Below are 23,097 nucleotides of genomic sequence, written 5' to 3'. Positions count from 1 at the left end.
GCACATCATGACCGCCATTGTCGACATCATCGGCCGCGAAATCCTGGACAGCCGTGGCAATCCCACCGTGGAGGTCGACGTCGTGCTGGAAGACGGCTCGCTCGGCCGCGCCGCCGTGCCGTCTGGCGCCTCCACCGGCGCCCATGAGGCGGTGGAACTACGCGACGGCGACAAGGCCCGCTATCTCGGCAGGGGTGTCTCCAAGGCGGTCGGCGCCGTCAACGGCGAGATCTTCGAGGCCTTGAGCGGCATCGATGTCGAGCACCAGGTCCAGGTCGACCAGATCATGATCGATCTCGATGGCACGCCGAACAAGAGCCGGCTTGGCGCCAACGCCATCCTCGGCGTCTCGCTCGCCTGCGCCAAGGCGGCCGCGCAATCGCTCGACATGCCGCTCTACCGCTATGTCGGCGGCACCTCGGCGCGGCTCTTGCCGGTGCCGATGATGAACATCATCAATGGCGGCGTGCATGCCGACAACCCGATCGACTTCCAGGAATTTATGATCCTGCCGGTCGGCGCCTCGTCCTTTGCGGAAGGCCTGCGCTACGGCGCGGAAGTCTTCCACACTCTGAAGTCCGAGCTGAAGAAGGCCGGTCACAACACCAATGTCGGCGATGAGGGCGGCTTCGCGCCGAATCTGCCGTCGGCCGATGCCGCGCTCGAATTCGTCATGAATGCGATCGGCAAGGCTGGCTTCAAGGCTGGCTCCGACGTCGTGCTCGGCCTCGACTGCGCCTCGACCGAGTTCTTCAAGGACGGCAAGTACGTCTATGAGGGCGAGGGCAAGACCCGCTCGGTGTCCGAGCAGGCCAAATATCTCGCCGATCTCGTCTCGCGCTATCCGATCGTCACCATCGAGGACGGCATGTCGGAAGACGACATGGACGGCTGGAAGGAGCTCACCGACCTCATCGGCAAGAAATGCCAGCTCGTCGGCGACGATCTCTTCGTCACCAACGTCAAGCGCCTGTCGGAAGGCATCAAGGCCGGCCGTGCCAACTCGATCCTGATCAAGGTCAATCAGATCGGCACGCTGACCGAGACGCTCGCCGCCGTCGAGATGGCGCACAAGGCGGGCTACACATCGGTGATGTCGCACCGCTCCGGCGAGACCGAGGATTCCACCATCGCCGATCTCGCCGTTGCCACCAATTGCGGGCAGATCAAGACCGGCTCCCTTGCGCGTTCCGACCGGACCGCCAAATACAATCAGCTTCTGCGCATCGAGCAGCAACTCGGCAAGCAGGCGCTGTATGCCGGCAAGGCGGCATTGAAGGCGCTGGCATAAGCCGGCGCTTTGACAGAACAGGGGAGGATAGACATGAGCGATGGCAAGACCGGACTGCAACTGCGTTCGCTGATCAAGGCGAGCGGTGAGCTCGAAATCTCGCTGGTCGACGTGCCGACCCCCGAACCCGCCGCGGACGAGGTCGTCGTCCGCGTCGAGGCGACGCCGATCAACCCGTCGGACCTCGGCCTGCTCGTCGGCGCCGCCGACATGAGCACGGCCAAGGCGTCGGGCAGCAAAGCGTCGCCCGTCATCACCGCGCAGGTGCCGGCAGCCGCGATGCGGGCGATGGCAGGCCGACTCGACGAGTCGCTGCCGGTCGGCAACGAAGGCGCCGGCGTCGTGATCAAGACGGGCTCATCGGATGCCGCGAAGGCGCTGATGGGCAAGACGGTGGCGATGATCGGCGGCGCAATGTATGCGCAATACCGCACGCTGAAGGTGAGGGAGTGCCTGCCGCTGCCGGCCGGCGCCACACCTGCCGACGGCGCGTCCTGCTTCGTCAATCCGCTCACATCGCTCGGCATGACCGAGACCATGCGGCGCGAGGGCCACAAGGCGCTGGTGCACACCGCGGCGGCCTCCAATCTCGGGCAGATGTTGAACAAGATCTGCATCAAGGACGGCGTCCCGCTCGTCAATATCGTGCGCAGCAAGGAGCAGGCGGACATTTTGACGAAGATCGGCGCCAAATACGTCGTCGACTCCACCGCACCGAACTTTCTCGGCGATCTCACCGACGCGCTGGTCGAGACCGGCGCCACCATCGCCTTCGACGCCATCGGCGGCGGCAAGCTCGCCGGCGACATCCTCAATTGCATGGAAGCAGCGATCAACAAGACCGCGAAGGAGTACAGCCGCTACGGCTCTAATGTACACAAGCAGGTTTATGTCTATGGCGCGCTCGACACGCGCCCGATCGAACTTCCGCGCGGCTTCGGCATGGCCTGGGGCGTCGGCGGCTGGCTGCTGTTTCCGTTCCTGATGAAGATCGGGCAGGCCGATGCCGCCAAGCTGCGCCAGCGTGTGGTCGACGAATTGAAGACGACCTTTGCCAGCCACTACACCAAGGTGGTCTCGCTCCAGGAGGCGCTGGATCCGGCCAACATCGCGGCGTACGCCAAACGTGCCACCGGCGAAAAATTCCTCATCAACCCAAATAAATCTTCGTGATGTGTGCCGGCACGTCGCCCAAAGAAGGTCTTGCCTTCTGAGCGAAGCGGGAGAACATTCGCGCCGCAATTGAATGCGGGGCGCAACCGCACGCAGAGAAGGGGACTCTTCCATGACTGATCTGAATCGCCGCCATTTGCTCGCGGGCGCGGCAGCCATCGGCGCGGCCGCCGTGACCGGCCTCCGACCGACCATCGCCAATGCCGCAGTGCCGCAGAACGGGACGCAGGCTCCGGGCTTCTACCGCTACAAGGTCGGCAACTACGAATGCACCTCGATCAATGACGGGGCGCGCAGCTTCCCGATGCCCGACAAGTTCGTCGTCAACATCCCGAAGGAGGAGGCGCTCGCCGCCGCCGACGCCGCCTACATGCCGAAGGGCATGGTCACGGTGCCGTTCAATCCGCAGCTCATCAACACCGGCTCAAAGCTGGTGCTGATCGACAGCGGCAACGGCGTGGCGAACTTCGAGGCGAGCAAGGGCGCGGTCGGCCGCACCCTGCAAAACCTCGCGGCCGCCGGCGTCGATCCGAAGGGCATCGACATCGTGCTGCTGTCGCATCTGCATCCCGACCACACCAACGGCATCCGCCTGGCCGACGGCTCGCTCGCCTTCCCGAATGCCGAGATCATGGTGCCGGTGAAGGACTGGGAGTTCTGGGCCAGCGAGGAGAACGCGGGCAAGGCCTCCAGCGACATGATGAAGAACTACTTCGCCAACGTGAAGAAGACGTTCGCCGGCCTCGAGTCCAAGGTGACGAAGTTCGACTGGGGCAAGGAGCTCGCGCCCGGCATCACCTCGATCGCGACGCCCGGCCACACGCCCGGTCACACCTCGTTCGCGGTGGCCTCGGGCAATTCCAAGGTATTGATCCAGTCCGACGTCACCAACATCCCGGAACTCTTTCTGCGCAATCCGGACTGGCACGTGGCGTTCGACACCGACGGCGCTCTGGCGCAGGAGACCCGCCACAAGTTTTACGACATGGCGGCGGCAGAGAAGGCGACCGTGGTCGGCTTCCACTTCACCTTCCCCTCGGTCGGCCATGTCGAGAAGGACGGTGCCAAATATCGCCTGATCCCGTCGGCCTGGAATCCGACGATCTGATCCCGGTTGGAGATTTGCACGAAAGATCGGGCCGCCTCTTGGCGGCCTGATTGCTTTTGGGAGACGGTTCATTTCCGCGAACGCAGCGTTTCCAAATCGGAACGGTTCATGCACTTGCATCCTCCCGAGGAGGTGGATTAAGTGCGCGGGCCCGTTTCCCGCTTAGAGGTTCAAGGACAACCCATGGCCTATCACATCGTCACGCTCGTCGGCAGCCTGCGCAAAGAGGGCTTCTCGATCAAGATCGCCAATGCTCTCGCAAAGCTTGCCCCGAGCTCGCTCTCTCTTGAAGTGGTGACGCCCGCGGGCATCTCCTTCTTCAACCAGGACCTCGAGGGCGCGCCGCCAGCCGACTGGCTCGCCTTCCGTGAAAAACTCCAGAAGTCGAACGGCGTGCTGTTCATCACCCCCGAATACAATCGCTCGATCCCGGGCGTGCTGAAGAACGCCATCGATGTCGCCTCGCGGCCGTATGGCAAGAGCTCCTTCAACGGCAAGCCGGTCGGCATCATCTCCAACTCGCCGGGCCCGCTCGGCGGCGTCAGCGCGGCCAAGCATCTCCAGAACATCCTGCCCGGTATTGCCGGCCCGATCCTGCAGCAGCCGGAGATCTACCTGAACGGCGTCGGCGACGCCTTCGACGCCGCGGGCAACCTGACCAAGGACTCCCTGAAGACCGTGTTGCAGCAGTACATCGACGCCTTCGCCGCACACGTGGCGAAGAACCAGGGCTGATCCGTCTACCCTTCGGAACACACCGGAGGTCCTCATCCTGAGGAGGCCGCGTAGCGGCCGTCTCGAAGGATGGCCGCGGGAAACACCAGGGCCTTCATGGTTCGAGACGGCGCTTGCGCGCCGCCTCACCATGAGGGTCTGCCAGCGTCGTCGGGGCGGGGGGCAGGGAATTAGCACTCCCTTAACCAACCTGTCCCATCTTGACGGACATGGTCACCCGTGCGCGCCTCAAATCGATCCTGACCGGCCTTGCCCTCTACACGATGGCCGCCGCGATCGTCGGTTATTTCGGCATCAACGCTTATACCGGCAAATACGGCCTGAACGCGCGCCAGGAACTCGACCAGGAGATCATCGCGCTGACCAGCGAGCTGGCGCAGCTCAAGCGCGAGCGCACCAGGAGCGAGCAGCGGGTGTCGCTGCTCCGCTCGCAAAAGCTCGATCCCGACATGCTGGACGAGCGGGCGCGCTTTCAGCTCGACTACGCCAATCCGCATGATCTGGTTCGGATGAACCCGACGAACTGACGCTTTCCGAAGCTTCCGAAACCGGCGCCGAAACCTCGCGGCGTGGCTGCCATCGCACTGAAATTTGTAGGACCGCGGCCAGATTGCCGCCTTGACGGCAGCGCGGTGACGGGGGCATGGCTTGGCCGAGCGCAGGGTTGCCTAAAGTTGACGCAGATCAACTGGGCCGTGCGGGTACCGCCTAGACTGCTTCCCGGAGGAAACCAGTGATGAATGGGCCAATGTCCCGGCATCACGCGGCCCGCGTTGAGGCCGCCATCACGTCAGGCCAGGCGGCGCGTTCCGCGCTGGTGGCCTCGTGGCGCCGGTCGTCCCGACTGCATCATCTGGATCCTGCCGGCCGCAACCTGCCGCTGCGGCTGAGCGAAGCAGAACTGCGCGAGGCGCGTGAACGCATCGCGCCGCTTCTGGCTGCCGCGCAGGGGGCGATGGACCGGCTCTATCAGGCGGTCGGCGCGGCCGGCTGCTGTGTGCTGCTCGCCGACGGCGAGGGCGTTCCGGTCGATCGTCGCGGCACCCCGGCTGACGACGCGACATTTCAATCCTGGGGCCTGTGGACCGGCGCGCTGTGGAGCGAGGAGCACGAGGGCACCAACGGCATCGGCACCTGCCTCGTCGAGCAGCGGCCGCTGACGATCGACCGCGACCAGCACTTCTTCACCCGCAACACGCTGCTGAGTTGCACGGCCGTTCCGATCTACGACCATGACGGGATGCTTGCCGGTGTGCTCGACGTCTCCTCCTGCCGCGCCGACCGGACCGACGCCTTCTCCAGTCTGATCGCGCTTGCGGCTGGCGAAGCCGCAAAGCGTATCGAAGCCGATCTGTTTCGCCGCGCCTTTGCCCATGCCCGCATCGTGCTGACGCCTGCATCGGACGGCCAATGCAGTGGCCTTGTCGCGGTCGATGCGGATGATCTCGTGATAGGCGCGACCCGGTCCGCCCGGGTGGGACTCGGGATCGCGCCCGGGCGCCCATTGCAGCCGGTGCCTGCGGCCGATCTTCTCGGCGGCGATGCAGCGCACGATCACCTTGCCGGCGGTCAGCGTGCGGTGTTGCAGCGGGCGCTCTTGCGCGCAGGCGGCAATGTTTCGGCCGCCGCCAAGGCCCTCGGCGTCAGCCGCGCCACGCTGCACAGGAAGCTCAAGCGTTTTGAGCTGAAGCACTGAGCTTCGATTTTTTTCTCAATCGTCGTTGCGAGCGTAGCGAAGCAATCCAGAATCTTTCCGCGGAGGGACTCTGGATTGCTTCGCTACGCTCGCAATGACGGTGCGGCGCGAGCGCTCTCCCTCAGGATGAGGTCGGAATGCGTGGTGGCCGCGTCAGCTGTCGCAGAACTGCGACAGGTCGGTCTGACCATCGCTTCCGCCCGGGCTGACAGAAAAACACTCCCGCGACATCGTTGGCGCAAGTCGCACAGGCGCAAACGCACGCGACGAATTGCGCAAACAGCAACATCGGGAGTGATCAATGAACAAGGTGGAATTCCTCAACGTCACCCAAGTTCCGTTCGCCGCACGCTATGACAATTTCATCGGCGGCAAGTTTGTTGCGCCGATCTCCGGCAAATACTTCGACAATGCCTCGCCGGTGAATGGCCAGATCGTCTGCAAGATCGCGCGCTCCGACCATCAGGACGTCGAGGCCGCGCTCGACGCCGCGCACGCCGCCAAGGCCGCCTGGGGACGCACCAGCGTCGCCGAGCGTGCCGCGATCCTGAACAAGATAGCGGACCGCATGGAAGAGAATCTGGAGCGCCTTGCGATTGCCGAGACCTGGGACAACGGCAAGCCGATCCGCGAAACCCGTGCCGCCGACCTGCCGCTCGCGATCGATCACTTCCGCTATTTCGCCGGCGTCGTGCGCGGCCAGGAAGGTTCGATCGGCGAGATCGATCACGACACCATCGCCTACCATTTCCATGAACCGCTCGGCGTGGTCGGTCAGATCATTCCCTGGAATTTCCCGCTGCTGATGGCGTGTTGGAAGCTTGCGCCTGCGCTCGCCGCCGGCAATTGCGTGGTGCTCAAGCCCGCCGAGCAGACACCGGCCTCGATCATGGTCTGGGCCGAGATCGTCGGTGATCTCTTGCCGCCCGGCGTCCTCAACATCGTCAACGGTTTCGGTATCGAGGCCGGCAAGCCGCTCGCCTCGAGCCCGCGGATCGCCAAGGTCGCCTTCACCGGTGAGACCTCGACGGGCCGCCTGATTATGCAATATGCCAGCCAGAACCTCATTCCCGTCACGCTCGAGCTCGGCGGCAAGTCGCCGAACATCTTCTTCAAGGACGTCACGGCGGAAGATGACGACTTCTTCGACAAGGCGATCGAAGGCTTCGTCATGTTTGCGTTGAACCAGGGCGAGGTCTGCACCTGTCCGAGCCGCGCGCTGGTTCACGAGGACATCTACGACCGCTTCATGGAGCGGGCGCTGAAGCGCGTCGCCGCCATCAAGCAGGGCGATCCGCGCGAGGCCGACACCATGATCGGCGCCCAGGCCTCCGGTGAGCAGCTGGAGAAAATTCTGTCCTATATCGACATCGGCAGGAAAGAAGGCGCGAAGGTCCTGGCCGGCGGCGGGCGCGCGAGCCTGAGCGGCGATCTGGCCGGCGGCTTCTATGTTCAGCCGACCGTGTTCGAGGGCCACAATAAGATGCGGATCTTCCAGGAGGAGATCTTCGGACCCGTGGTTTCGGTCACGACCTTCAAGACCGACGATGAGGCACTCGCGATCGCCAACGACACGCTCTATGGCCTCGGTGCCGGCGTCTGGAGCCGCGATGCCAATCGCTGCTACCGCTTCGGTCGTGCCATCCAGGCGGGCCGGGTCTGGACCAACTGCTACCACGCCTATCCTGCGCACGCGGCGTTCGGCGGCTACAAGCAATCGGGCGTGGGACGCGAGACCCACAAGATGATGCTCGATCACTATCAGCAGACCAAGAACCTCCTGGTCAGCTACAGCCCGAAGAAGCTCGGCTTCTTCTGATCGGCGGAGAGGGCGGCGCAACCTCGCGCCGCCCGTTCCGCCCAATGCGAAGGCGCGGACGCCTGGAAGCGTTCTCCAATCCGCACTTGTCCCCTGCATCTCGGGAGCTTTTGTCTAACCGGCCTGCCGTCATCCATCTGTCAGAGAATTGAGACAAGAAGCGCCGACACTATTCGGTTCGGCCCTTGTGGCATTCGAAGCGATGCTCGCCAAATGACGGAGGCTTGTCATGAAGAACAGTCGTTCACGGCGGAAGATGCGTGCTGGAGCGATGATGCTCGGCGCGGCAGCCTTGGCGTTCTTCCCGCAATCGATAACCTTCGCACAGACCGGGTCGACTCCCGCCGGCGCCAAGCACTTCCTGACCCTTGACGGAAAGCCGCCACTGATCCTCGGGCATCGCGGCGTGCCGGGGCTGGTGGCTGAAGAGACCGAGGCATCGTATGACCTTGCCGCAGCCCTCGGGACCGACGCGCTCGAAGAGGACCTGCACCTGACCAGGGATTGCGTATTGGTCGCACGTCACAACCCGTGGCTGAGTGACAATACCAACATTGCCGAGGTGGCGAAAACCAATGCGGTGGTTGCGGCCCGCAAGCGCACGGTGCCTGGTGTGAAGGTCAAAGTGAAATGGGCCCAGTCTCCCACCAGCGGGCCTGCTGAATACCTCACTGATCTCACCGATCCGGCCGACCCCAAATCGGTGCTGAAATCGCTGATCGTGGACGGCGAAGATCATACCAATGATTGGTCGATCACCGACTTCACCATGGCCGAGCTGAAGGACTGGATCGCCGGCACCGCCTATGATGCGGCCAACGAAAGGCCGAAGATATTCAACGGCAAGTTCCCGATCATCAGCTTTCAGGACGTCATCGACATCGCCAAGGCCAAGAGCAAGGAGACGGGGCGTCCCATCGCCGTCTATCCGGAAACCAAGAATCCGACCTGGAACAATGCGCAGGCGATCGCAAATGGCTGTGGCGCGCCCGGCAGCCACCCGCTCGAGGATGCCCTGATCAAGATCATCAAGGACAACGGCCTCAATGCGAAGGACGCTCCCATCTTTGTGCAGAGCTTCGAGCCCGGCAGCCTGAAATACATGCGCAGCCATGGCCTGGAGACGCGGCAGGTCCAGCTCATCGATGGCAACGGTATCGACTTCAAGACGGGTAAGGTGCTCCTCAACAACATCACCAATTCGCGTCCGTTCGACTGGACCGTTTCGGGTGACCAACGCTTGTATGATGCGATGCTAACCCCCGAGGGCCTCGCGGAGATCAAGACCTATGCCGACGGCATTGGTCCGTGGAAGGCTTACATCGTTCCGCTCAAGATCTCTCCCTGGAGGGACAGCAACGCCGATGGCACGCCCTTCAAGGGATCGACGCCTGAGGCATCGACGCAGGAAGCAACCAGCCTCGTTGCCGACGCGCACAAGCTCGGCCTGTTCGTGCATGTCTTCACGTTCCGGAACGAGAAGAAATATCTGGCTGCGGACTATCACGGCGATCCAAGCCTGGAATATCTCAAGTTCTTCCGTCTCGGCGTCGATGGGGTGTTTACCGACTTCACGCATACCGGAGTTGGCGCCCGCGCAGCCTATCTGCGCGAGCTGGGCTGGTGAGGCCGGCTTCGCGGCGAGCAAATGTTGCCTGATCGGTGGCAAAGATTTTGCAATATTTCGGCCACGTTGCAGTGCGGCATAATGAAAGTCGTGGCATGGCACCCCAGCGCTTTCACACGCGTTTGACTTGGGTTAGAGAGGGCTGAAGTTTTCTCTGACCCGGAATTCCCATGGCCGCACCCAAGAAAGCCGCCGCAAGCGCTCCACAAGACAAGACCAACGGCGGCTCGCCCCCGGAATTCACCAAGGAGCAGGAGCTCAAGGCGCTCCGCGACATGCTCCTGATTCGGCGGTTCGAGGAGAAAGCCGGCCAGCTCTACGGCATGGGTGCGATCGGCGGGTTCTGCCATCTCTATATCGGCCAGGAGGCCGTGGTGGTCGGCATGCAGATGGCCCTGAAAGAGGGCGATCAGGTCATCACCGGCTACCGCGACCACGGCCACATGCTCGCCACCGGCATGGAAGCCAACGGCGTGATGGCCGAGCTCACTGGACGTCGCGGTGGTTATTCCAAGGGCAAGGGCGGCTCCATGCATATGTTCAGCGTGGAGAAGAAGTTTTACGGCGGCCACGGCATCGTCGGCGCCCAGGTTTCGCTCGGCGCCGGGCTCGCCTTCGCCAATCACTATCGCGGCAATGACAACGTCGCCGTCACCTATTTCGGCGACGGCGCGGCCAATCAGGGCCAAGTCTATGAGAGCTTTAACATGGCGGAGCTCTGGAAGCTGCCGGTGATCTTCGTCATCGAGAACAACCGCTACGCCATGGGTACGGCGGTTTCGCGCGCCTCGGCGCAGCAGGATTTTTCCAAGCGCGGTCTCTCCTTCAACATCCCCGGTCATCAGGTCGACGGCATGGACGTCCGCGCAGTGAAGGCCGCCGCCGACGAGGCGGTCGCCTGGTGTCGCGCGGGCAAGGGCCCGGTCATCCTGGAAATGCAGACCTACCGCTATCGCGGCCACTCGATGTCCGATCCCGCAAAATACCGCACGCGGGAGGAGGTCGAGAAGGTCCGTCATGACCAGGACCCGATCGAGCAGGTGCGTAACCGCCTGCTCGCGGCGAAGGTGAGCGAACAGGATCTCAAGGCGATCGATGCCGAGGTTCGCGACATCGTCAACGCCTCTGCCGACTTTGCCCAGCATGATCCCGAGCCGGATGCGTCCGAGCTCTGGACCGACGTTTATCGCTGAACGCGCGCAAGCTTTCTTTTGGAGCCGATATGCCAATTCAAGTGCTGATGCCCGCGCTGTCGCCCACGATGGAAAAGGGCAACCTCGCCAAATGGTTGAAAAAAGAGGGCGAGCAGATCAAGTCGGGTGACGTGATCGCCGAGATCGAGACCGACAAGGCGACCATGGAGGTCGAGGCGACCGACGAGGGGACGCTCGGCAAGATCCTGATCCCCGAAGGCACCACCGACGTTGCCGTCAACACGCCGATCGCGACGATCCTCGCCGACGGCGAGAGCGCTGCCGATCTTGCGAAGGCGCCCGCGCCCGCCAAGCCTGCGGCGGAAGCGCCGCCTGCCGCCGCGAAGGCCGAGGCGCCGCAGCCGAAGTCTGCTGCGCCGCAGGCCGTTGCCGAGCCTGATCCGGAAGTGCCCGCCGGCACCGAGATGGTGACGCAGACCATCCGCGAAGCGCTGCGCGACGCCATGGCCGAGGAGATGCGTCGCGATGCCGACGTCTTCGTGATGGGCGAAGAAGTTGCCGAATATCAGGGCGCCTACAAGGTCACCCAGGGTCTGCTGCAGGAATTCGGCGCCAGGCGCGTGATCGACACGCCGATCACCGAGCACGGCTTTGCCGGTATCGGCGTCGGCGCCGCGATGGCGGGTCTGAAGCCGATCGTCGAGTTCATGACCTTCAACTTCGCCATGCAGGCGATGGACCAGATCATCAACTCCGCCGCCAAGACGCTCTATATGTCCGGTGGCCAGATGGGCTGCTCGATCGTGTTCCGCGGGCCGAACGGCGCTGCCGCACGCGTCGCCGCCCAGCACAGCCAGGATTACTCCTCCTGGTACTCGCATATCCCGGGCCTGAAGGTCGTTGCGCCGTATTCGGCGGCCGACGCCAAGGGCCTGCTGAAGGCCGCGATCCGCGATCCCAATCCGGTGATCTTCCTCGAGAACGAGGTGCTCTACGGCCACACCGGCGAGGTGCCGAAGCTGGACGACTACGTGATCCCGATCGGCAAGGCGCGCATCGTGCGTTCGGGCAGCCACGTCACCATCATCTCCTGGTCGAACGGCATGACCTACGCGCTCAAGGCCGCCGACGAGCTTGCCAAGGACGGCATCGAGGCGGAGGTCATCGACCTGCGCACGCTGCGGCCGATGGACACCGAGACCATCGTCAACTCGGTGAAGAAGACCGGCCGTGCCGTGACGGTGGAGGAGGGCTGGGCGCAGAGCGGCGTCGGCGCCGAGATCGCCGCGCGCATCATGGAGCATGCCTTCGACTATCTCGACGCGCCGGTGACGCGCGTCTCCGGCAAGGACGTGCCGATGCCCTATGCCGCGAACCTGGAGAAGCTCGCGCTGCCCTCGGCGGCTGAAGTGGTCGAGGCCGCCAAAGCCGTCTGCTACAGGTAGACCATGGCAGGCCCGAAGGAGCAGCCATTGCCGCCCGACGTCATCGCCCGCGAGGACGCGGTCGAGATCCTGCGCGTGTTCGTGCTGGACGGCGGGCTGTCGATGGCGTTCCAGCGCGCCTTCGAAGAGCCAGACATGTGGGGCCTGCTGCTTGTCGATCTCGCCCGCCACGCCGCGCGCGCCTATGCTCGCGAGAGCGAATACACCGAGGAAGAGGCGCTGGACCGGATCCTCGAGATGTTCCGGGCCGAGATCGAACGGCCGACCGACATCGGCACCACCACGCCACGCGGGCAGAAGGGGCACTGAGCGTGGCGGTGGAATCCTATCATTACGATTTCATGCTGGAGGCGATCCGCGAGGCGGAGGCTTCGATCGCGCAGGGCGGCCTGCCGATCGGCGCCGTGCTGACGCGCGAGAAGAAGGTCATCGCCCGCGGCCACAACAATCGCGTGCAGGAAAAGAACGTCATCCTGCATGGCGAGATGAGTTGCCTGCGCGACGCCGGCGTGATCTCGTTCCACGACACCGTCATGTACACCACGCTGTCGCCATGCTCGATGTGTGCCGGCGCGCTCGGCCTGTTCAAGGTCTCGCTGGTGCTGATCGGGGAGTCCGTCACGTTCCCGGGCTCCAAGGACATCCTCGACAAGTTCGGCATCCCCTGGATCGATCTTGCCGACGACCGCTCCATCACCATGATGAAGACGTGGCGTTCCAATCCCGCCAATGAGCGCCTGTGGCAAGGCGACATCGGCAACTAAACCTGGTCTGTTCGTCTTTCAGTGTGGGAGACGACATTTTGAGAAGTTCTTCGTGAGGTCAGCATGCCCATCAACATCCTGATGCCAGCTCTCTCGCCGACGATGGAGAAGGGCAACCTCGCCAAGTGGCTGAAGAAAGAGGGCGACAAGGTCAAATCCGGCGACGTCATCGCCGAGATCGAGACCGACAAGGCCACCATGGAGGTCGAGGCCATCGACGAAGGCACGATCGCCAAGATCCTCGTGCCCGAGGGCACGCAGGACGTCGCGGTCAACGATGTCATCGCGGTGCTCGCCGGCGAGGGCGAGGACGTGAAGGCCGCGAGCGCAGGCGCTGCGAAGCCCAGCGCCTCTGCTGCGCCACCGAAAGCCACCGAAGTCCCCGCTGCAGCGCCGGCTGCACCAGCTCCTGCCGCGCCGAAGGCTGCACCGCCTGCCGCCGCACCGGCGCCGCAGGCCGCGGCTCCCGCCGTGCAGGGCAACGGCCAGGGCGGCCGCGTGTTCTCATCGCCGCTGGCGCGCCGTCTCGCCAAGGACGCCGGCATCGAGATTGCGATGGTCACCGGCACTGGCCCGCACGGCCGCGTGGTCGCGCGCGACGTCGAGCAGGCCAAGTCTGGCAAGGGCCTGAAGGCGCCGGCAGCCGCGCCGTCCGCCGGACCTTCGATTGCGCCGACCATGTCGGACAAGCAGATCCTGGCGCTGTTCGAACCTGGCTCCTACGACATCGTCCCGCATGACGGCATGCGTCGCACCATCGCGCAGCGCCTGACCGCGTCGATCCAGAATGTCCCGCACTTCTACCTCACCATCGACTGCGACATCGGCAAACTGCTCGTCGCGCGTGAGGAGATCAATGCGGCGGCTCCGAAGGACAAGGAGAAGAAGCCGCTCTACAAGATCTCGGTCAACGACTTCGTCATCAAGGCGATGGCGGTCGCCCTGCAGAAGATCCCGAACTGCAATGTGAGCTGGACCGAATCCGGCATGGTCAAGCATCACCATTCCGACGTCGGCGTCGCCGTGGCGATGCCGGGCGGCCTGATCACGCCGATCATCCGCAAGGCCGAGACCAAGACGCTCTCGACCATCTCCAACGAGATGAAGGACTTTGCGACCCGCGCCCGCTCGCGCAAGCTGAAGCCGGAGGAGTACCAGGGCGGCACCACCGCGGTGTCGAACCTCGGCATGTTCGGCATCAAGGATTTCACCGCCGTGATCAACCCGCCGCACGCCACCATCCTCGCGGTCGGCACCAGCGAAGAACGCCCGGTTGTGCGCAATGGCAAGATCGAGATCGCGCAGATGATGAGCGTGACCTTGTCTTGCGATCACCGTGCCATCGACGGCGCGCTCGGCGCCGAGCTGATCGGGGCCTTCAAGCAACTGATCGAAAACCCCGTCATGATGATGGTCTAAGCCGCGGAGCGTGGCGATGCCGCACACCCAAGCCTTTGCTGCTGCCGGTATCGCAGCGCTTGGCGTGGCGTGGTTGATTGCTGTGCAGATGGTGCTGACCTTTCGGACCTCGGACGAGTTTGGGTTGGTCATGGGCGCGATCACAGCCGATCTCGCAATCGGCTTTGCAATTCTGGTGTTCGTCGTCTCGAAGCTCGGGAGCGAGCGCGTGATGACGCTGAGCGTGCTGGGGGTCGCACTTGCCACGCTGATGTTCTCGGGCTGGCCGGTCTGGATGGATGCGGTCGAGGCGCGCTCGAGCAATCCCTATCCGAGCAGCCATCGCGATGCGCAGATCGTGCTCGAATTTCTAGCGCCGTGCCTTGCCGGATTGGTCGTGCTGTGGCGCCTTCTGGTCCGCGCATATCGCAAGGCGCTGGGGCAGGATGCGCGAACGCTGTGGCCCTGGTTCACGATCGGCGCGGGCCTCGTGCTGGTGTTCAATCCGCTCGGCATCGAGGTCGTCGGTTCAGCGATCGCCCCCTCGGCGACTGATTGGCTGGCCAGCCTCTGGCGTTTCGTGGCCGTGGTCGCTGCTGCGGTTCTCGTCGTTCTTGCTGTCATCGAGTTCGCGCTGCGCGCGCGTCGTTTACGTTTACCGGTTCAGGCGGAGGTTTGAGTGGCCGACACGTCTTTCGATATCATCATCATCGGCTCCGGCCCGGGCGGCTATGTCACCGCCATCCGCGCCGCTCAGCTCGGCTTCAAGACCGCGATCGTCGAGAAATCGTATCTCGGCGGCATCTGCCTGAACTGGGGCTGCATTCCGACGAAAGCGCTGCTGCGTTCGGCCGAGATCTACCACTACATGCAGCATGCCAAGGATTACGGTCTGTCGGCGGAGAAGGTGTCGTTCGATCCGAAGGCCGTGGTGCAGCGCTCGCGCGGCGTCTCGAAGCGGCTGAACGACGGCGTCGGCTTCCTGATGAAGAAAAACAAGGTCAGCATCATCTGGGGCGCCGCTTCGATCGATGCGCCCGGAAAGGTCACCGTGAAGAAGTCCGACGTCGAGGGCCCGAAGGGCGCGCTCGGCGAGGGGACCTATCAAGCCAAGCACATCATCGTCGCGACCGGCGCGCGGCCGCGCGTGCTGCCGGGGCTCGAGCCCGACAAGAAGCTGGTCTGGACCTATTTTGAGGCGATGGTGCCAGAGCGGATTCCGAAGTCGCTCCTCGTCGTTGGCTCCGGCGCGATCGGCATCGAGTTCGCCTCCTTCTTCCACACCATGGGCTCCGACGTGACCGTGGTCGAGGTGCTGCCGCAGATCCTGCCCGTCGAGGATGCAGAGATCGCAGGCCTTGCGCGAAAGCGCTTCGAGAAGATGGGCATCAAGATCATGTCCTCGACCAAGGTCACGAAGCTGGAGAAGAAGGCCGACAGCGTTGTCGCCACCATCGACGATGGCAAGGGCAAGCCCGTCACCACTGAGTTCGAGCGCGTGATTTCGGCGGTCGGCGTCGTCGGCAACATCGAGAATCTCGGCCTGGAGAAGCTCGGCGTCAAAACCGACCGCGGCTGCATCGTGATCGACGGCTACGGCAAAACCAACGTTCCCGGCATCTATGCCATCGGCGATGTCTCCGGTCCGCCCATGCTCGCTCATAAGGCCGAGCATGAGGGTGTGATCTGCGTCGAAGCGATCAAGGGCCTGCATCCGCACGCCATGGACAAGAACATGATTCCGGGCTGCACCTATTGCCATCCGCAGGTCGCGTCGGTCGGTCTGACCGAAGCCAAGGCCAAGGAGAACGGTCGCGAGATCCGCGTCGGCCGCTTCCCCTTCGTTGGCAATGGCAAGGCGATCGCACTCGGCGAGGACCAGGGTCTGGTCAAGGTGATCTTCGACAAGAAGACCGGCCAGCTCCTGGGCGCCCACATGATCGGCGCGGAGGTCACCGAGCTGATCCAGGGCTACGTCGTCGCCATGAACCTGGAGACGACGGAGGAAGAACTGATTCACACGGTCTTCCCACATCCAACCCTGTCGGAAATGATGAAGGAAGCCGTGCTCGATGCCTACGGGCGGGTGCTGAATATTTGACGATTGAGCGGCGGCACCCGCCGACCCGTCATCCTGAGGCGCGAGCTGCGCGGTGCATCGCACCGCGCAGGGAGTCTCCAAGGATGAACGGCCGGGATGCAGCAGCCGGGCCCGTCGCCCTTCGAGGCCTCCGCTTCGCTCCGGCACCTCCAGCGACAATGGCTTCACCATTGCGCGGGGGTGACGGGACCAAATACTGAAAAGACCAGAACAACAAGAGGGACAAACCCATGCGAGACAACGACAACCTCACCATCGAACGCCCGACCTTCGTCACCCATCTCGAATGCGCGATGGAAGGCGACCATTATCCGGCCGATGAGGTCCACAACCTCTCCAAGGCCGGCAAGCCGCTGCTTGTTCGCTACGACCTCACCGGGGTGAAGAAGGCGCTGACCAAGGACGCGCTGAGCCAACGTCCCGCCGACATGTGGCGCTACCGCGAGCTGTTGCCGGTGCGCAAATGCAAGGACATCGTCTCGCTCGGCGAGGTGACCACGCCGCTGATCCGGCTGCCGAAGCTTGGGGCAAAGCTCGGCGGCGGCGAGATCATCGTGAAGGACGAGGGACGCTTGCCGACCGGCTCGTTCAAGGCGCGCGGGCTCGTGATGGCCGTGTCGATGGGCAAGGCGCTTGGCATCAAGCACATGGCGATGCCGACCAACGGCAATGCCGGTGCGGCACTCGCGGCCTATGCTACGGCCTGTGGCATCAAGACCACGATCTTCTGCCCGGCCGATACGCCTGAGGTGAATGTCAGTGAGATCGAACTCCAGGGCGCGACCGTCTACCGCGTCAACGGCTATATCGACGATTGCGGCAAGATCGTCGGCGAGGGCAAGGCGAAGGTCGGCTGGTTCGATACCTCCACGCTGAAGGAGCCGTACCGGATCGAAGGCAAGAAGACCATGGGCCTCGAACTCGCCGAACAGCTCGGCTGGCACGTGCCCGACGTGATCTTCTATCCGACCGGCGGCGGCACCGGCCTGATTGGCATGTGGAAGGCGTTCGATGAGCTCGAGAGGATTGGGTTCATCGGAAGCAAACGTCCGCGCATGGTCGCGGTGCAGGCGTCCGGTTGCGCGCCGATGGTGCGCGCCTACGAGGCCGGCACCGAGCATGCGACGCGCTGGGAGGACGCCCACACCATCGCCTCCGGCATCCGCGTGCCGCAGGCGATCGGCGATTTCCTGATCCTGCGCGCCGTGCGCGAAAGCAAGGGCTTTGCCATCGCAGTCGACGACGACAAGATTTCGTCGGCGCTGAGCGAGGTCGCGCGCGAGGAGGGGCTCTTGCTGTGCCCCGAAGGCGCCGCCACCTACGCCGCCTATAAGGAAAGCCTCGCCGACGGCCGCGTCAGCAAGAGCGACCGCGTGATGCTGTTCAATTGCGCGACCGGCCTGAAATATCCGCTGCCGCCGGTCACCCGCACGCTCGATCGCCACAAGCCGATCGACTTTTCGCAGTTCTAGCGCGTCATTTCGTCACGAACGATCCCTCTTCCCGTACGCGGGCAGAGGGCAAAGAATAACGATGACATCGCTGGGGAGAAGGCAATGAAGAAGGCCGTCTGGGCCGGGCTGATCGGGATTCTCGCGTTCACTGGTGTTGCGTTCGCCGACGATTTTCCCTCACACCCCATCACCATCATCGTGCCGTTTGCGGCCGGCGGTCCGTCGGACGCGATGGCGCGGGTGCTGGCGGAGCGGATGCGGGTGACGCTCGGGCAGGCCGTGGTGATCGAGAACGTCACCGGTGCCGGCGGCTCGATCGGCGTCGGCCGTGCGGTGCATTCGTCGCCGGACGGCTACACCATCTCGTTCGGCCATCTCGGCACCCATGTCGCCAACGGCGCCGTCTACAAGCTCAATTACGATCTCGTCGCAGATCTCGAGCCGGTGGTGCTGCTGCCAAGCAACCCGATGATCGTCGTCAGCAAGAACGCGGTGCCCGCGACCTCGCTGAAGGATCTGCTGGCGTGGCTCAAGTCGCGGCCGTCGCCGGCGACCGCCGGCNNNNAGGCGCGGGCTCCGGCAGCCACATCGCCGGCGTCTATTTCGAGAGCGTCACCGGCATCAAGTTGCAATACGTGCCTTATCGCGGCACTGGCCCCGCGCTGAACGATCTCATCGCCGGGCAGATCGACATCATCGTCGACCAGACCTCCAACTCCATCAACCAGGTCCGCGCCGGCACCATCCGCGCCTATGCGATCAGCGATGACAAGCGCCTGTCCTCGGCATCGGAGATTCCGACCGCGGAGGAGGCGGGGCTGAAAGGCTTCAACATGACGCTCTGGTCGGGCATGTGGGTGCCCAAGGGCACGCCGAAGGAGATCGTGACCAAGCTCAACGCCGCGGCCGTGGAAGCACTGAACGATCCCGCGGTGAAGAAGCAGCTCGAAAGCCAGGGCCTGGAGATGACGCCCAAGGACCTGCTCACTCCCGAAGCCCTCGGCGCGCGTCAGAAAGCCGAGATCGCAAAATGGTGGCCGATCATCAAGGCCGCCAACATCAAGGTGGATTGAGGCGCTTTGCCGCGGCCGCAATGCGAAAGCCGCCTCGCCTTGAGGAGCGGCGAAGGCTCGGCGCGGCCGTATCACATCGTGGCTTCACCGGGCTCGGACAGCGCCGCCTCCAGGCATTGAATCAGGGCCGGTGTGGAAAACGGCTTGGCGAGAAAGCAGATCGCGCCGGCTCTCAGCGCACGCTCGCGCACGGCGTCGTCGGGAAAAGCCGTCATGAAGATGAAGGGCGTGAGGTGCCCGAGGCCGCGCATATGCATCAACAAATCAACGCCGCTCATGACCGCCATCTGCACATCCGCGATCACGCAGGAGGTCGTGTTGAGTTCGCTGGATTGGAGAAATTCGTGAGCGGAGCCAAAGGTGTAGACCGTGTATCCCCGCGACGTCAGGAGGTTGTTCGTCGCAAGGCGAACGGACGGATCATCATCAATGACGGAAACAATCGAAGACACTGACAATATGATCGCTCCTGATCGGGGGAGCCACGGGCTGCGGCGCAGCCGCCCATCGGGAAGGTGGGCCCCCGGAGCGAGATTGGAAAGCATACTTAGGTTTGCAGGTTTCCCCTGGCGCGCGGGATTCCGAGCGCGTCGGTCATTCTGACGAGATCGGCCAATGACTTAGCGCCCATTTTTCGCATGATTTGCCCGCGGTAGATTTTCACGGTGATCTCGGCCAATCCGAGCTCGGCGGCGACCTGCTTGTTCATCAGGCCGGATGCGACAAGGCTGAGGACGTCGCGCTGGCGCGCGCTCAGGCTCTCGAAGCGAGACCGCACGCCCGAGACCGACTTCTCCGCATCGCGCCGCTTACGATCCCGTTCGATCGCAGCCTGGACCGCATCCAGCATGTCCTGGTCGCGCACCGGCTTGGTCAGAAAATCGACGGCGCCGCTCTTCATGGCCCTGACGGTCATGGGAATATCGCCATGACCGGTGATGAAGATGACGGGCGTGTGAATATTGGCCTTGGCGAGATCCGCCTGGAGGTCGAGGCCGCTCGAGCCCGGCAGGCGAATATCGAGCACAAGGCAACTGGGGGCCGCCGGCGGCTTGGCCTCCATGATCTCCGCCGCCGAGCCGAAGGCCTCGACCTTAAGGCCGACCGATTGGAAGAGATTGGTGAGCGCTCGGCGCATCGACGGATCGTCATCGACGATCAGGACGATCGGATCATCGGCGCTCGCCTGCGCTTGGGTCGGCTTGGCGTGGTCGGTCACGAGGTGTCCTTGTGCGGCAAGGGCAGGGCGATCTGGAATGTCGCACCGCCGCCGTCATTGGGAAAGGCCGAAAGCCGGCCCGCGTGCGCCTCGATGATCGATCGGCAGATCGACAGCCCCATCCCCAGGCCGCCCGATTTAGTGGTGAAGAAAGGTGTGAAAATGCGCTGCGTCACCTCCTTGCCAAGGCCGACACCGCGATCCGTCACGGTGAGGAGCAGGCCGTCGCCGTCTTCGTCCGCCTGGCTGGAGCGGATCGCGAGCTCACGCGGGCGGTCGACATTGGCCTGCATGGCCTCGATGCCGTTCATCACCAGGTTGATCAGCACCTGCTGGAGCTGGATCCGGTCGCCGCAAATCCTGGGCAGGTTGGACGCCAACTCCATTCGCACCGACACCGCATGGGTTGCGAGCTCGCGCCGAACGAGGGCCACCGCTTCCCTGACGACCTCATTGATGTCGAGTGAAACTACCTCGATCTCGGTCTTCTTCGCCAGCGCCCTGATCCGGCGGATCACCTCGCTGGCCCGATTGGCGTCCTCGACAATCCATTCAGCTGAACGGCGCGCGGCCTTTTGGTCGGCAGGTTCGCGGTCGAGCCAGCCGATGCAGGCGTCCGCATTGGAGATCACGGCGGCAAGGGGCTGGGTGATTTCATGGGCGATCGAGGCGGTGAGTTCGCCGAGCGTCGTGACGCGCGTGACATGGGCAAGCTCGCCTTGCGCTTTGCGTAGCGCCTCTTCCGCCTGCTCGGCGCGGATCGCCGCCGTCACGTCGCTGCTGACGCCGCGATAGCCGAGAAAATTGCCGTTTCCGTCATGGAAGGGCTTGCCGCTGGTGCGCACATAAATTGGATGTCCGTTGCGATCCCGGCTGTGGTAGACGAGATCGCGGAAGGGAAGGTGGGCATCGAGCGCCGCACGATGCTGCTCCCATTTCTCTGGCTCGAACTCGGCATCAGGCGGAATGTCCCAACGGGACAGGCCGATCAAGCCCGTTGGCGGAGCAGTGGACGTATCGGCGTGTTCCGATATCCGCGTGATGCGGTGATCCGGACCGGTCTCCCAGAACCAGTCCGATGCGGTTTCGGCATAGTCGCGAAACCGCTGCTCCGATGTCTTGAGCTCGTCGAATGCTTTTTGCAGCGCCTCTTTTGCCGCGAACTGCTCGGTGACGTCGATGTGGGTGCCGATGATTTCGATCACCTCGCCGTCGCTGCCTATGACGGGATGTCCTTCCGTATGGACACGTGTGATCGAGCCGTCAGGACGCGCAATCCGAAAGTCGATCTGGAAGGCTCCCTTCTGCCGGACCGCTTCACGTTCCACTTCAGCAATCCGTCGAAAGTCTTCGGGCAGGATTCGTTGCTGGAACGCCCGCGCCGGTACATCAATCTGGTCCGGCTCAAACCCGAATAGGCGGTAGAGCTCGGCCGATCGGTATGCGAATTCCTGACGATGCACGTCCCAGGCCCAGCTGCTCGTATGGCTGAGGCGCTGAGCTTCGGCCAGGTAGGCCTCGCTGCGCCGCAGCCTCTGCTCAGCCTCCTTTGCAACCGTGACATCGGTCACGGCCCCGACAAACTCGATGCGCCCAGATGCGCGTCGTACCGCGCGCGCCACGGAATGGAGATATTTGACGGATCCATCCGGCATCAGCAGGCGATATTCGTGGTCGAAATCCTCAGCTTCGCGGTAAGCCCGATCCAGAGTCCTTCTGACCGTCTCGCGATCTTCCGGATGGATGCGCTGAAAAACGAAGTTGAGGGTCGGCTTCGTCGCCGGGTCACATTGGAAGATGCGAAAGGTCTCCCTTGACCAGACGGCCTCGCCCGTCGCGAGGCTCAAGCCGAAGCTGCCGGTGTGACTCAACTCCTGCGCCTGGGCGAGGTAGGCCTCGCTCTGCCGCAGCGCATCCTCCGTCTCCTTGCGCTGGGTGATGTTTTCGCAGGCGATTAGCACGATCGGCGTTCCGTCGCCGCGCAGCATCGCCTTGGCGTTTTCGCGGACCCAGAGTACCGAGCCGTCCTTCCGGAATTTGCGAATCTCCCAAGTGTGCGACTGGTCCAAGGTCTTAAGGCACAACGCGACGCACCGACGGACGGCGTCGTGGTCCTCCTCGAAGAAGACGTTCAGCACTGATTTGCCGATCAGTTCGGCCGCCGTGTAGCCCAGTTGTGCGGCGCCAAATGTATTCACGTTGAGCACCGTTCCGGCCGGATCGACCATGAAGTACATGACCGGATTGTGCTCGAACACCTCGCGCCATTGCTTCACGGCATCGCGCAGATCGGTGTCCTCCCGCAAGTCGTCTCTGACCGCGGACCGATTCTTCTCTCCGTTGCCAAATGACCGAAGCGCCGCAAGGCCGCCGAGCAGAAATTGTGCGGCCGAATTCCCAAATTTTGCAATCTGGCCAGGCATCATCGCAAGCGTCCCGGCTCGCTGGCGTCGTGGCGAGTAGAGCACTTTGCAATAACAGGGGCAATTCCCTCTGACCAAAGTAGGATTCCGCGCGAAACTCGCGGTCGCCGTGCAGCTTGCGAGCGTTGCGCCGTCTCGTTGCGCAGGTCGGCGAAGGTCCGGAAAACTACGGGACAAACCTACGTATAGCTCGCGCATCCCTAGTTCTAGCGCGCATTTACCTCCGTACAATTGAGCGAGCCGTTGCGCGAGGACTAGTCTTGCGGCCAATCGGGGAGAGTCGATTGCGGAGCACAAATAGCCGAGAAGCTCCGCGGGCAGCCCACAAAGAGCCAAGCTCTGCGTCCGCCGCCCTGACTTGCCGGATGAATTGGCGAGTCACGCTTGAGAAGCCGCATTTTCCATGACGACCATGGTGACCGTGCATTTGTGCAAAGGAAGCCAGGCCCCCTAAGAGGTCAAGAGGAGAGGATTATGTGCGATAGGTCCGAGTGCTCCGAGCGCCGCCCCGACAGTGACTCCAAAGGCTGTGCAGTCTGCGGCGGGAAGTTTGGCCTGATCCGATACTATTCGTGGAAAAGCCCGCTCTGCTCGAGGAAATGTCTCGACCATTTCAG

The 23,097-nt window shown here is 63.4% G+C and carries 20 protein-coding genes and 1 pseudogene; 18 read left to right on the top strand and 3 right to left on the bottom strand.

Features of this window, described 5'->3' with window-relative positions:
• Nucleotides 1-7: 7 nt before the first annotated feature.
• The 18 genes and pseudogenes from eno to AXW67_RS44215 all read left to right on the top strand — a co-directional run.
• Entirely contained in the window at nucleotides 8-1,291 is a 1,284-nt protein-coding gene (gene eno / locus AXW67_RS22655) for a phosphopyruvate hydratase (RefSeq protein WP_063679631.1), read from the top strand.
• Between the two features lie 33 nt (nucleotides 1,292-1,324).
• Nucleotides 1,325-2,464, top strand: a complete 1,140-nt coding sequence (locus tag AXW67_RS22650; protein WP_063679630.1) for a zinc-binding dehydrogenase — start codon at nucleotides 1,325-1,327, stop codon at nucleotides 2,462-2,464.
• Nucleotides 2,465-2,576: 112 nt separating this feature from the next.
• Complete coding sequence (locus AXW67_RS22645) at nucleotides 2,577-3,572, top strand: MBL fold metallo-hydrolase (RefSeq protein ID WP_063679629.1); 996 nt, start codon at nucleotides 2,577-2,579, stop codon at nucleotides 3,570-3,572.
• A 183-nt stretch (nucleotides 3,573-3,755) separates the two neighbouring features.
• The gene (locus tag AXW67_RS22640) at nucleotides 3,756-4,307 is read left to right on the top strand and encodes an NADPH-dependent FMN reductase (RefSeq protein ID WP_027550743.1); all 552 of its coding nucleotides are present in this window, start codon (nucleotides 3,756-3,758) and stop codon (nucleotides 4,305-4,307) included.
• A gap of 209 nt (nucleotides 4,308-4,516) precedes the next feature.
• Nucleotides 4,517-4,834 carry an FtsB family cell division protein gene (locus AXW67_RS22635; protein ID WP_027550744.1) on the top strand — a complete coding sequence of 106 codons (318 nt, stop codon included), beginning with the start codon at nucleotides 4,517-4,519 and terminating at the stop codon, nucleotides 4,832-4,834.
• Nucleotides 4,835-5,043: 209 nt separating this feature from the next.
• A complete protein-coding gene (locus tag AXW67_RS22630; RefSeq protein ID WP_063679628.1) occupies nucleotides 5,044-6,003 on the top strand; it encodes a helix-turn-helix domain-containing protein in 960 nt (319 codons plus the stop codon).
• A 301-nt stretch (nucleotides 6,004-6,304) separates the two neighbouring features.
• On the top strand, nucleotides 6,305-7,822 hold the full coding sequence (gene adh / locus AXW67_RS22625; protein WP_063679627.1) for an aldehyde dehydrogenase: 1,518 nt from the start codon (nucleotides 6,305-6,307) through the stop codon (nucleotides 7,820-7,822).
• Between the two features lie 229 nt (nucleotides 7,823-8,051).
• Entirely contained in the window at nucleotides 8,052-9,449 is a 1,398-nt protein-coding gene (locus tag AXW67_RS22620) for a glycerophosphodiester phosphodiesterase family protein (RefSeq protein ID WP_245315681.1), read from the top strand.
• 170 nt (nucleotides 9,450-9,619) lie between these two features.
• Complete coding sequence (gene pdhA / locus AXW67_RS22615) at nucleotides 9,620-10,642, top strand: pyruvate dehydrogenase (acetyl-transferring) E1 component subunit alpha (RefSeq protein WP_027550748.1); 1,023 nt, start codon at nucleotides 9,620-9,622, stop codon at nucleotides 10,640-10,642.
• A 29-nt stretch (nucleotides 10,643-10,671) separates the two neighbouring features.
• Nucleotides 10,672-12,048 (top strand): pyruvate dehydrogenase complex E1 component subunit beta, encoded by a 1,377-nt coding sequence (locus AXW67_RS22610; RefSeq protein ID WP_063679626.1) that lies wholly within the window; start codon nucleotides 10,672-10,674, stop codon nucleotides 12,046-12,048.
• 3 nt (nucleotides 12,049-12,051) lie between these two features.
• On the top strand, nucleotides 12,052-12,357 hold the full coding sequence (locus AXW67_RS22605) for a DUF5076 domain-containing protein (RefSeq protein ID WP_063679625.1): 306 nt from the start codon (nucleotides 12,052-12,054) through the stop codon (nucleotides 12,355-12,357).
• A 2-nt stretch (nucleotides 12,358-12,359) separates the two neighbouring features.
• Entirely contained in the window at nucleotides 12,360-12,812 is a 453-nt protein-coding gene (locus AXW67_RS22600; protein ID WP_082907980.1) for a nucleoside deaminase, read from the top strand.
• Nucleotides 12,813-12,875: 63 nt separating this feature from the next.
• Nucleotides 12,876-14,231, top strand: coding sequence for a pyruvate dehydrogenase complex dihydrolipoamide acetyltransferase (locus AXW67_RS22595; RefSeq protein WP_063679624.1), 1,356 nt, complete (start codon nucleotides 12,876-12,878; stop codon nucleotides 14,229-14,231).
• Nucleotides 14,232-14,247: 16 nt separating this feature from the next.
• Nucleotides 14,248-14,889, top strand: coding sequence for a hypothetical protein (locus tag AXW67_RS22590; protein WP_145927789.1), 642 nt, complete (start codon nucleotides 14,248-14,250; stop codon nucleotides 14,887-14,889).
• Nucleotides 14,890-16,311, top strand: coding sequence for a dihydrolipoyl dehydrogenase (gene lpdA / locus AXW67_RS22585; RefSeq protein WP_063679622.1), 1,422 nt, complete (start codon nucleotides 14,890-14,892; stop codon nucleotides 16,309-16,311).
• 230 nt (nucleotides 16,312-16,541) lie between these two features.
• Nucleotides 16,542-17,783, top strand: coding sequence for a threonine synthase (locus AXW67_RS22580; protein ID WP_063679621.1), 1,242 nt, complete (start codon nucleotides 16,542-16,544; stop codon nucleotides 17,781-17,783).
• Between the two features lie 84 nt (nucleotides 17,784-17,867).
• Nucleotides 17,868-18,326: pseudogene (locus tag AXW67_RS44220) on the top strand (tripartite tricarboxylate transporter substrate-binding protein); the annotation flags it as partial.
• 4 nt (nucleotides 18,327-18,330) lie between these two features.
• On the top strand, nucleotides 18,331-18,838 hold a 508-nt coding region (locus AXW67_RS44215), incomplete at its 5' end, for a tripartite tricarboxylate transporter substrate-binding protein (RefSeq protein WP_249762077.1).
• Nucleotides 18,839-18,909: 71 nt separating this feature from the next.
• On the opposite strand, the gene AXW67_RS22570 is transcribed toward AXW67_RS44215, so the two are convergent.
• The 3 genes from AXW67_RS22570 to AXW67_RS22560 all read right to left on the bottom strand — a co-directional run bounded on the left by AXW67_RS22570 (nucleotide 18,910) and on the right by AXW67_RS22560 (nucleotide 22,483).
• Nucleotides 18,910-19,290 (bottom strand): response regulator transcription factor, encoded by a 381-nt coding sequence (locus tag AXW67_RS22570; protein ID WP_145927800.1) that lies wholly within the window; start codon nucleotides 19,288-19,290, stop codon nucleotides 18,910-18,912.
• A 95-nt stretch (nucleotides 19,291-19,385) separates the two neighbouring features.
• Nucleotides 19,386-20,057, bottom strand: a complete 672-nt coding sequence (locus AXW67_RS22565) for a response regulator transcription factor (RefSeq protein ID WP_063679619.1) — start codon at nucleotides 20,055-20,057, stop codon at nucleotides 19,386-19,388.
• Nucleotides 20,054-22,483 carry a PAS domain S-box protein gene (locus tag AXW67_RS22560; protein WP_063679618.1) on the bottom strand — a complete coding sequence of 810 codons (2,430 nt, stop codon included), beginning with the start codon at nucleotides 22,481-22,483 and terminating at the stop codon, nucleotides 20,054-20,056. The genes AXW67_RS22565 and AXW67_RS22560 overlap by 4 nt, the downstream gene beginning before the upstream one ends.
• Nucleotides 22,484-23,097: the final 614 nt, after the last annotated feature.

It is taken from the genome of Bradyrhizobium neotropicale (assembly GCF_001641695.1).
Taxonomy (GTDB): Bacteria; Pseudomonadota; Alphaproteobacteria; order Rhizobiales; family Xanthobacteraceae; genus Bradyrhizobium; species Bradyrhizobium neotropicale.
This window is presented reverse-complemented; position numbering and strand designations above follow the sequence as displayed.

Coding starts and splice junctions, on each gene's coding strand:
- AXW67_RS22650 (WP_063679630.1), top strand. CDS start 1,325: ATGAGCGATGGCAAGACCGGACTGCAACTGCGTTCGCTGATCAAGGCG.
- AXW67_RS22635 (WP_027550744.1), top strand. CDS start 4,517: ATGGTCACCCGTGCGCGCCTCAAATCGATCCTGACCGGCCTTGCCCTC.
- AXW67_RS22605 (WP_063679625.1), top strand. CDS start 12,052: ATGGCAGGCCCGAAGGAGCAGCCATTGCCGCCCGACGTCATCGCCCGC.
- AXW67_RS22560 (WP_063679618.1), bottom strand. CDS start 22,483: ATGATGCCTGGCCAGATTGCAAAATTTGGGAATTCGGCCGCACAATTT.
- AXW67_RS22620 (WP_245315681.1), top strand. CDS start 8,052: ATGAAGAACAGTCGTTCACGGCGGAAGATGCGTGCTGGAGCGATGATG.
- AXW67_RS22590 (WP_145927789.1), top strand. CDS start 14,248: ATGCCGCACACCCAAGCCTTTGCTGCTGCCGGTATCGCAGCGCTTGGC.
- AXW67_RS22640 (WP_027550743.1), top strand. CDS start 3,756: ATGGCCTATCACATCGTCACGCTCGTCGGCAGCCTGCGCAAAGAGGGC.
- AXW67_RS22595 (WP_063679624.1), top strand. CDS start 12,876: ATGCCCATCAACATCCTGATGCCAGCTCTCTCGCCGACGATGGAGAAG.
- AXW67_RS22610 (WP_063679626.1), top strand. CDS start 10,672: ATGCCAATTCAAGTGCTGATGCCCGCGCTGTCGCCCACGATGGAAAAG.
- AXW67_RS22580 (WP_063679621.1), top strand. CDS start 16,542: ATGCGAGACAACGACAACCTCACCATCGAACGCCCGACCTTCGTCACC.
- adh (WP_063679627.1), top strand. CDS start 6,305: ATGAACAAGGTGGAATTCCTCAACGTCACCCAAGTTCCGTTCGCCGCA.
- eno (WP_063679631.1), top strand. CDS start 8: ATGACCGCCATTGTCGACATCATCGGCCGCGAAATCCTGGACAGCCGT.
- AXW67_RS22645 (WP_063679629.1), top strand. CDS start 2,577: ATGACTGATCTGAATCGCCGCCATTTGCTCGCGGGCGCGGCAGCCATC.
- AXW67_RS22630 (WP_063679628.1), top strand. CDS start 5,044: ATGAATGGGCCAATGTCCCGGCATCACGCGGCCCGCGTTGAGGCCGCC.
- pdhA (WP_027550748.1), top strand. CDS start 9,620: ATGGCCGCACCCAAGAAAGCCGCCGCAAGCGCTCCACAAGACAAGACC.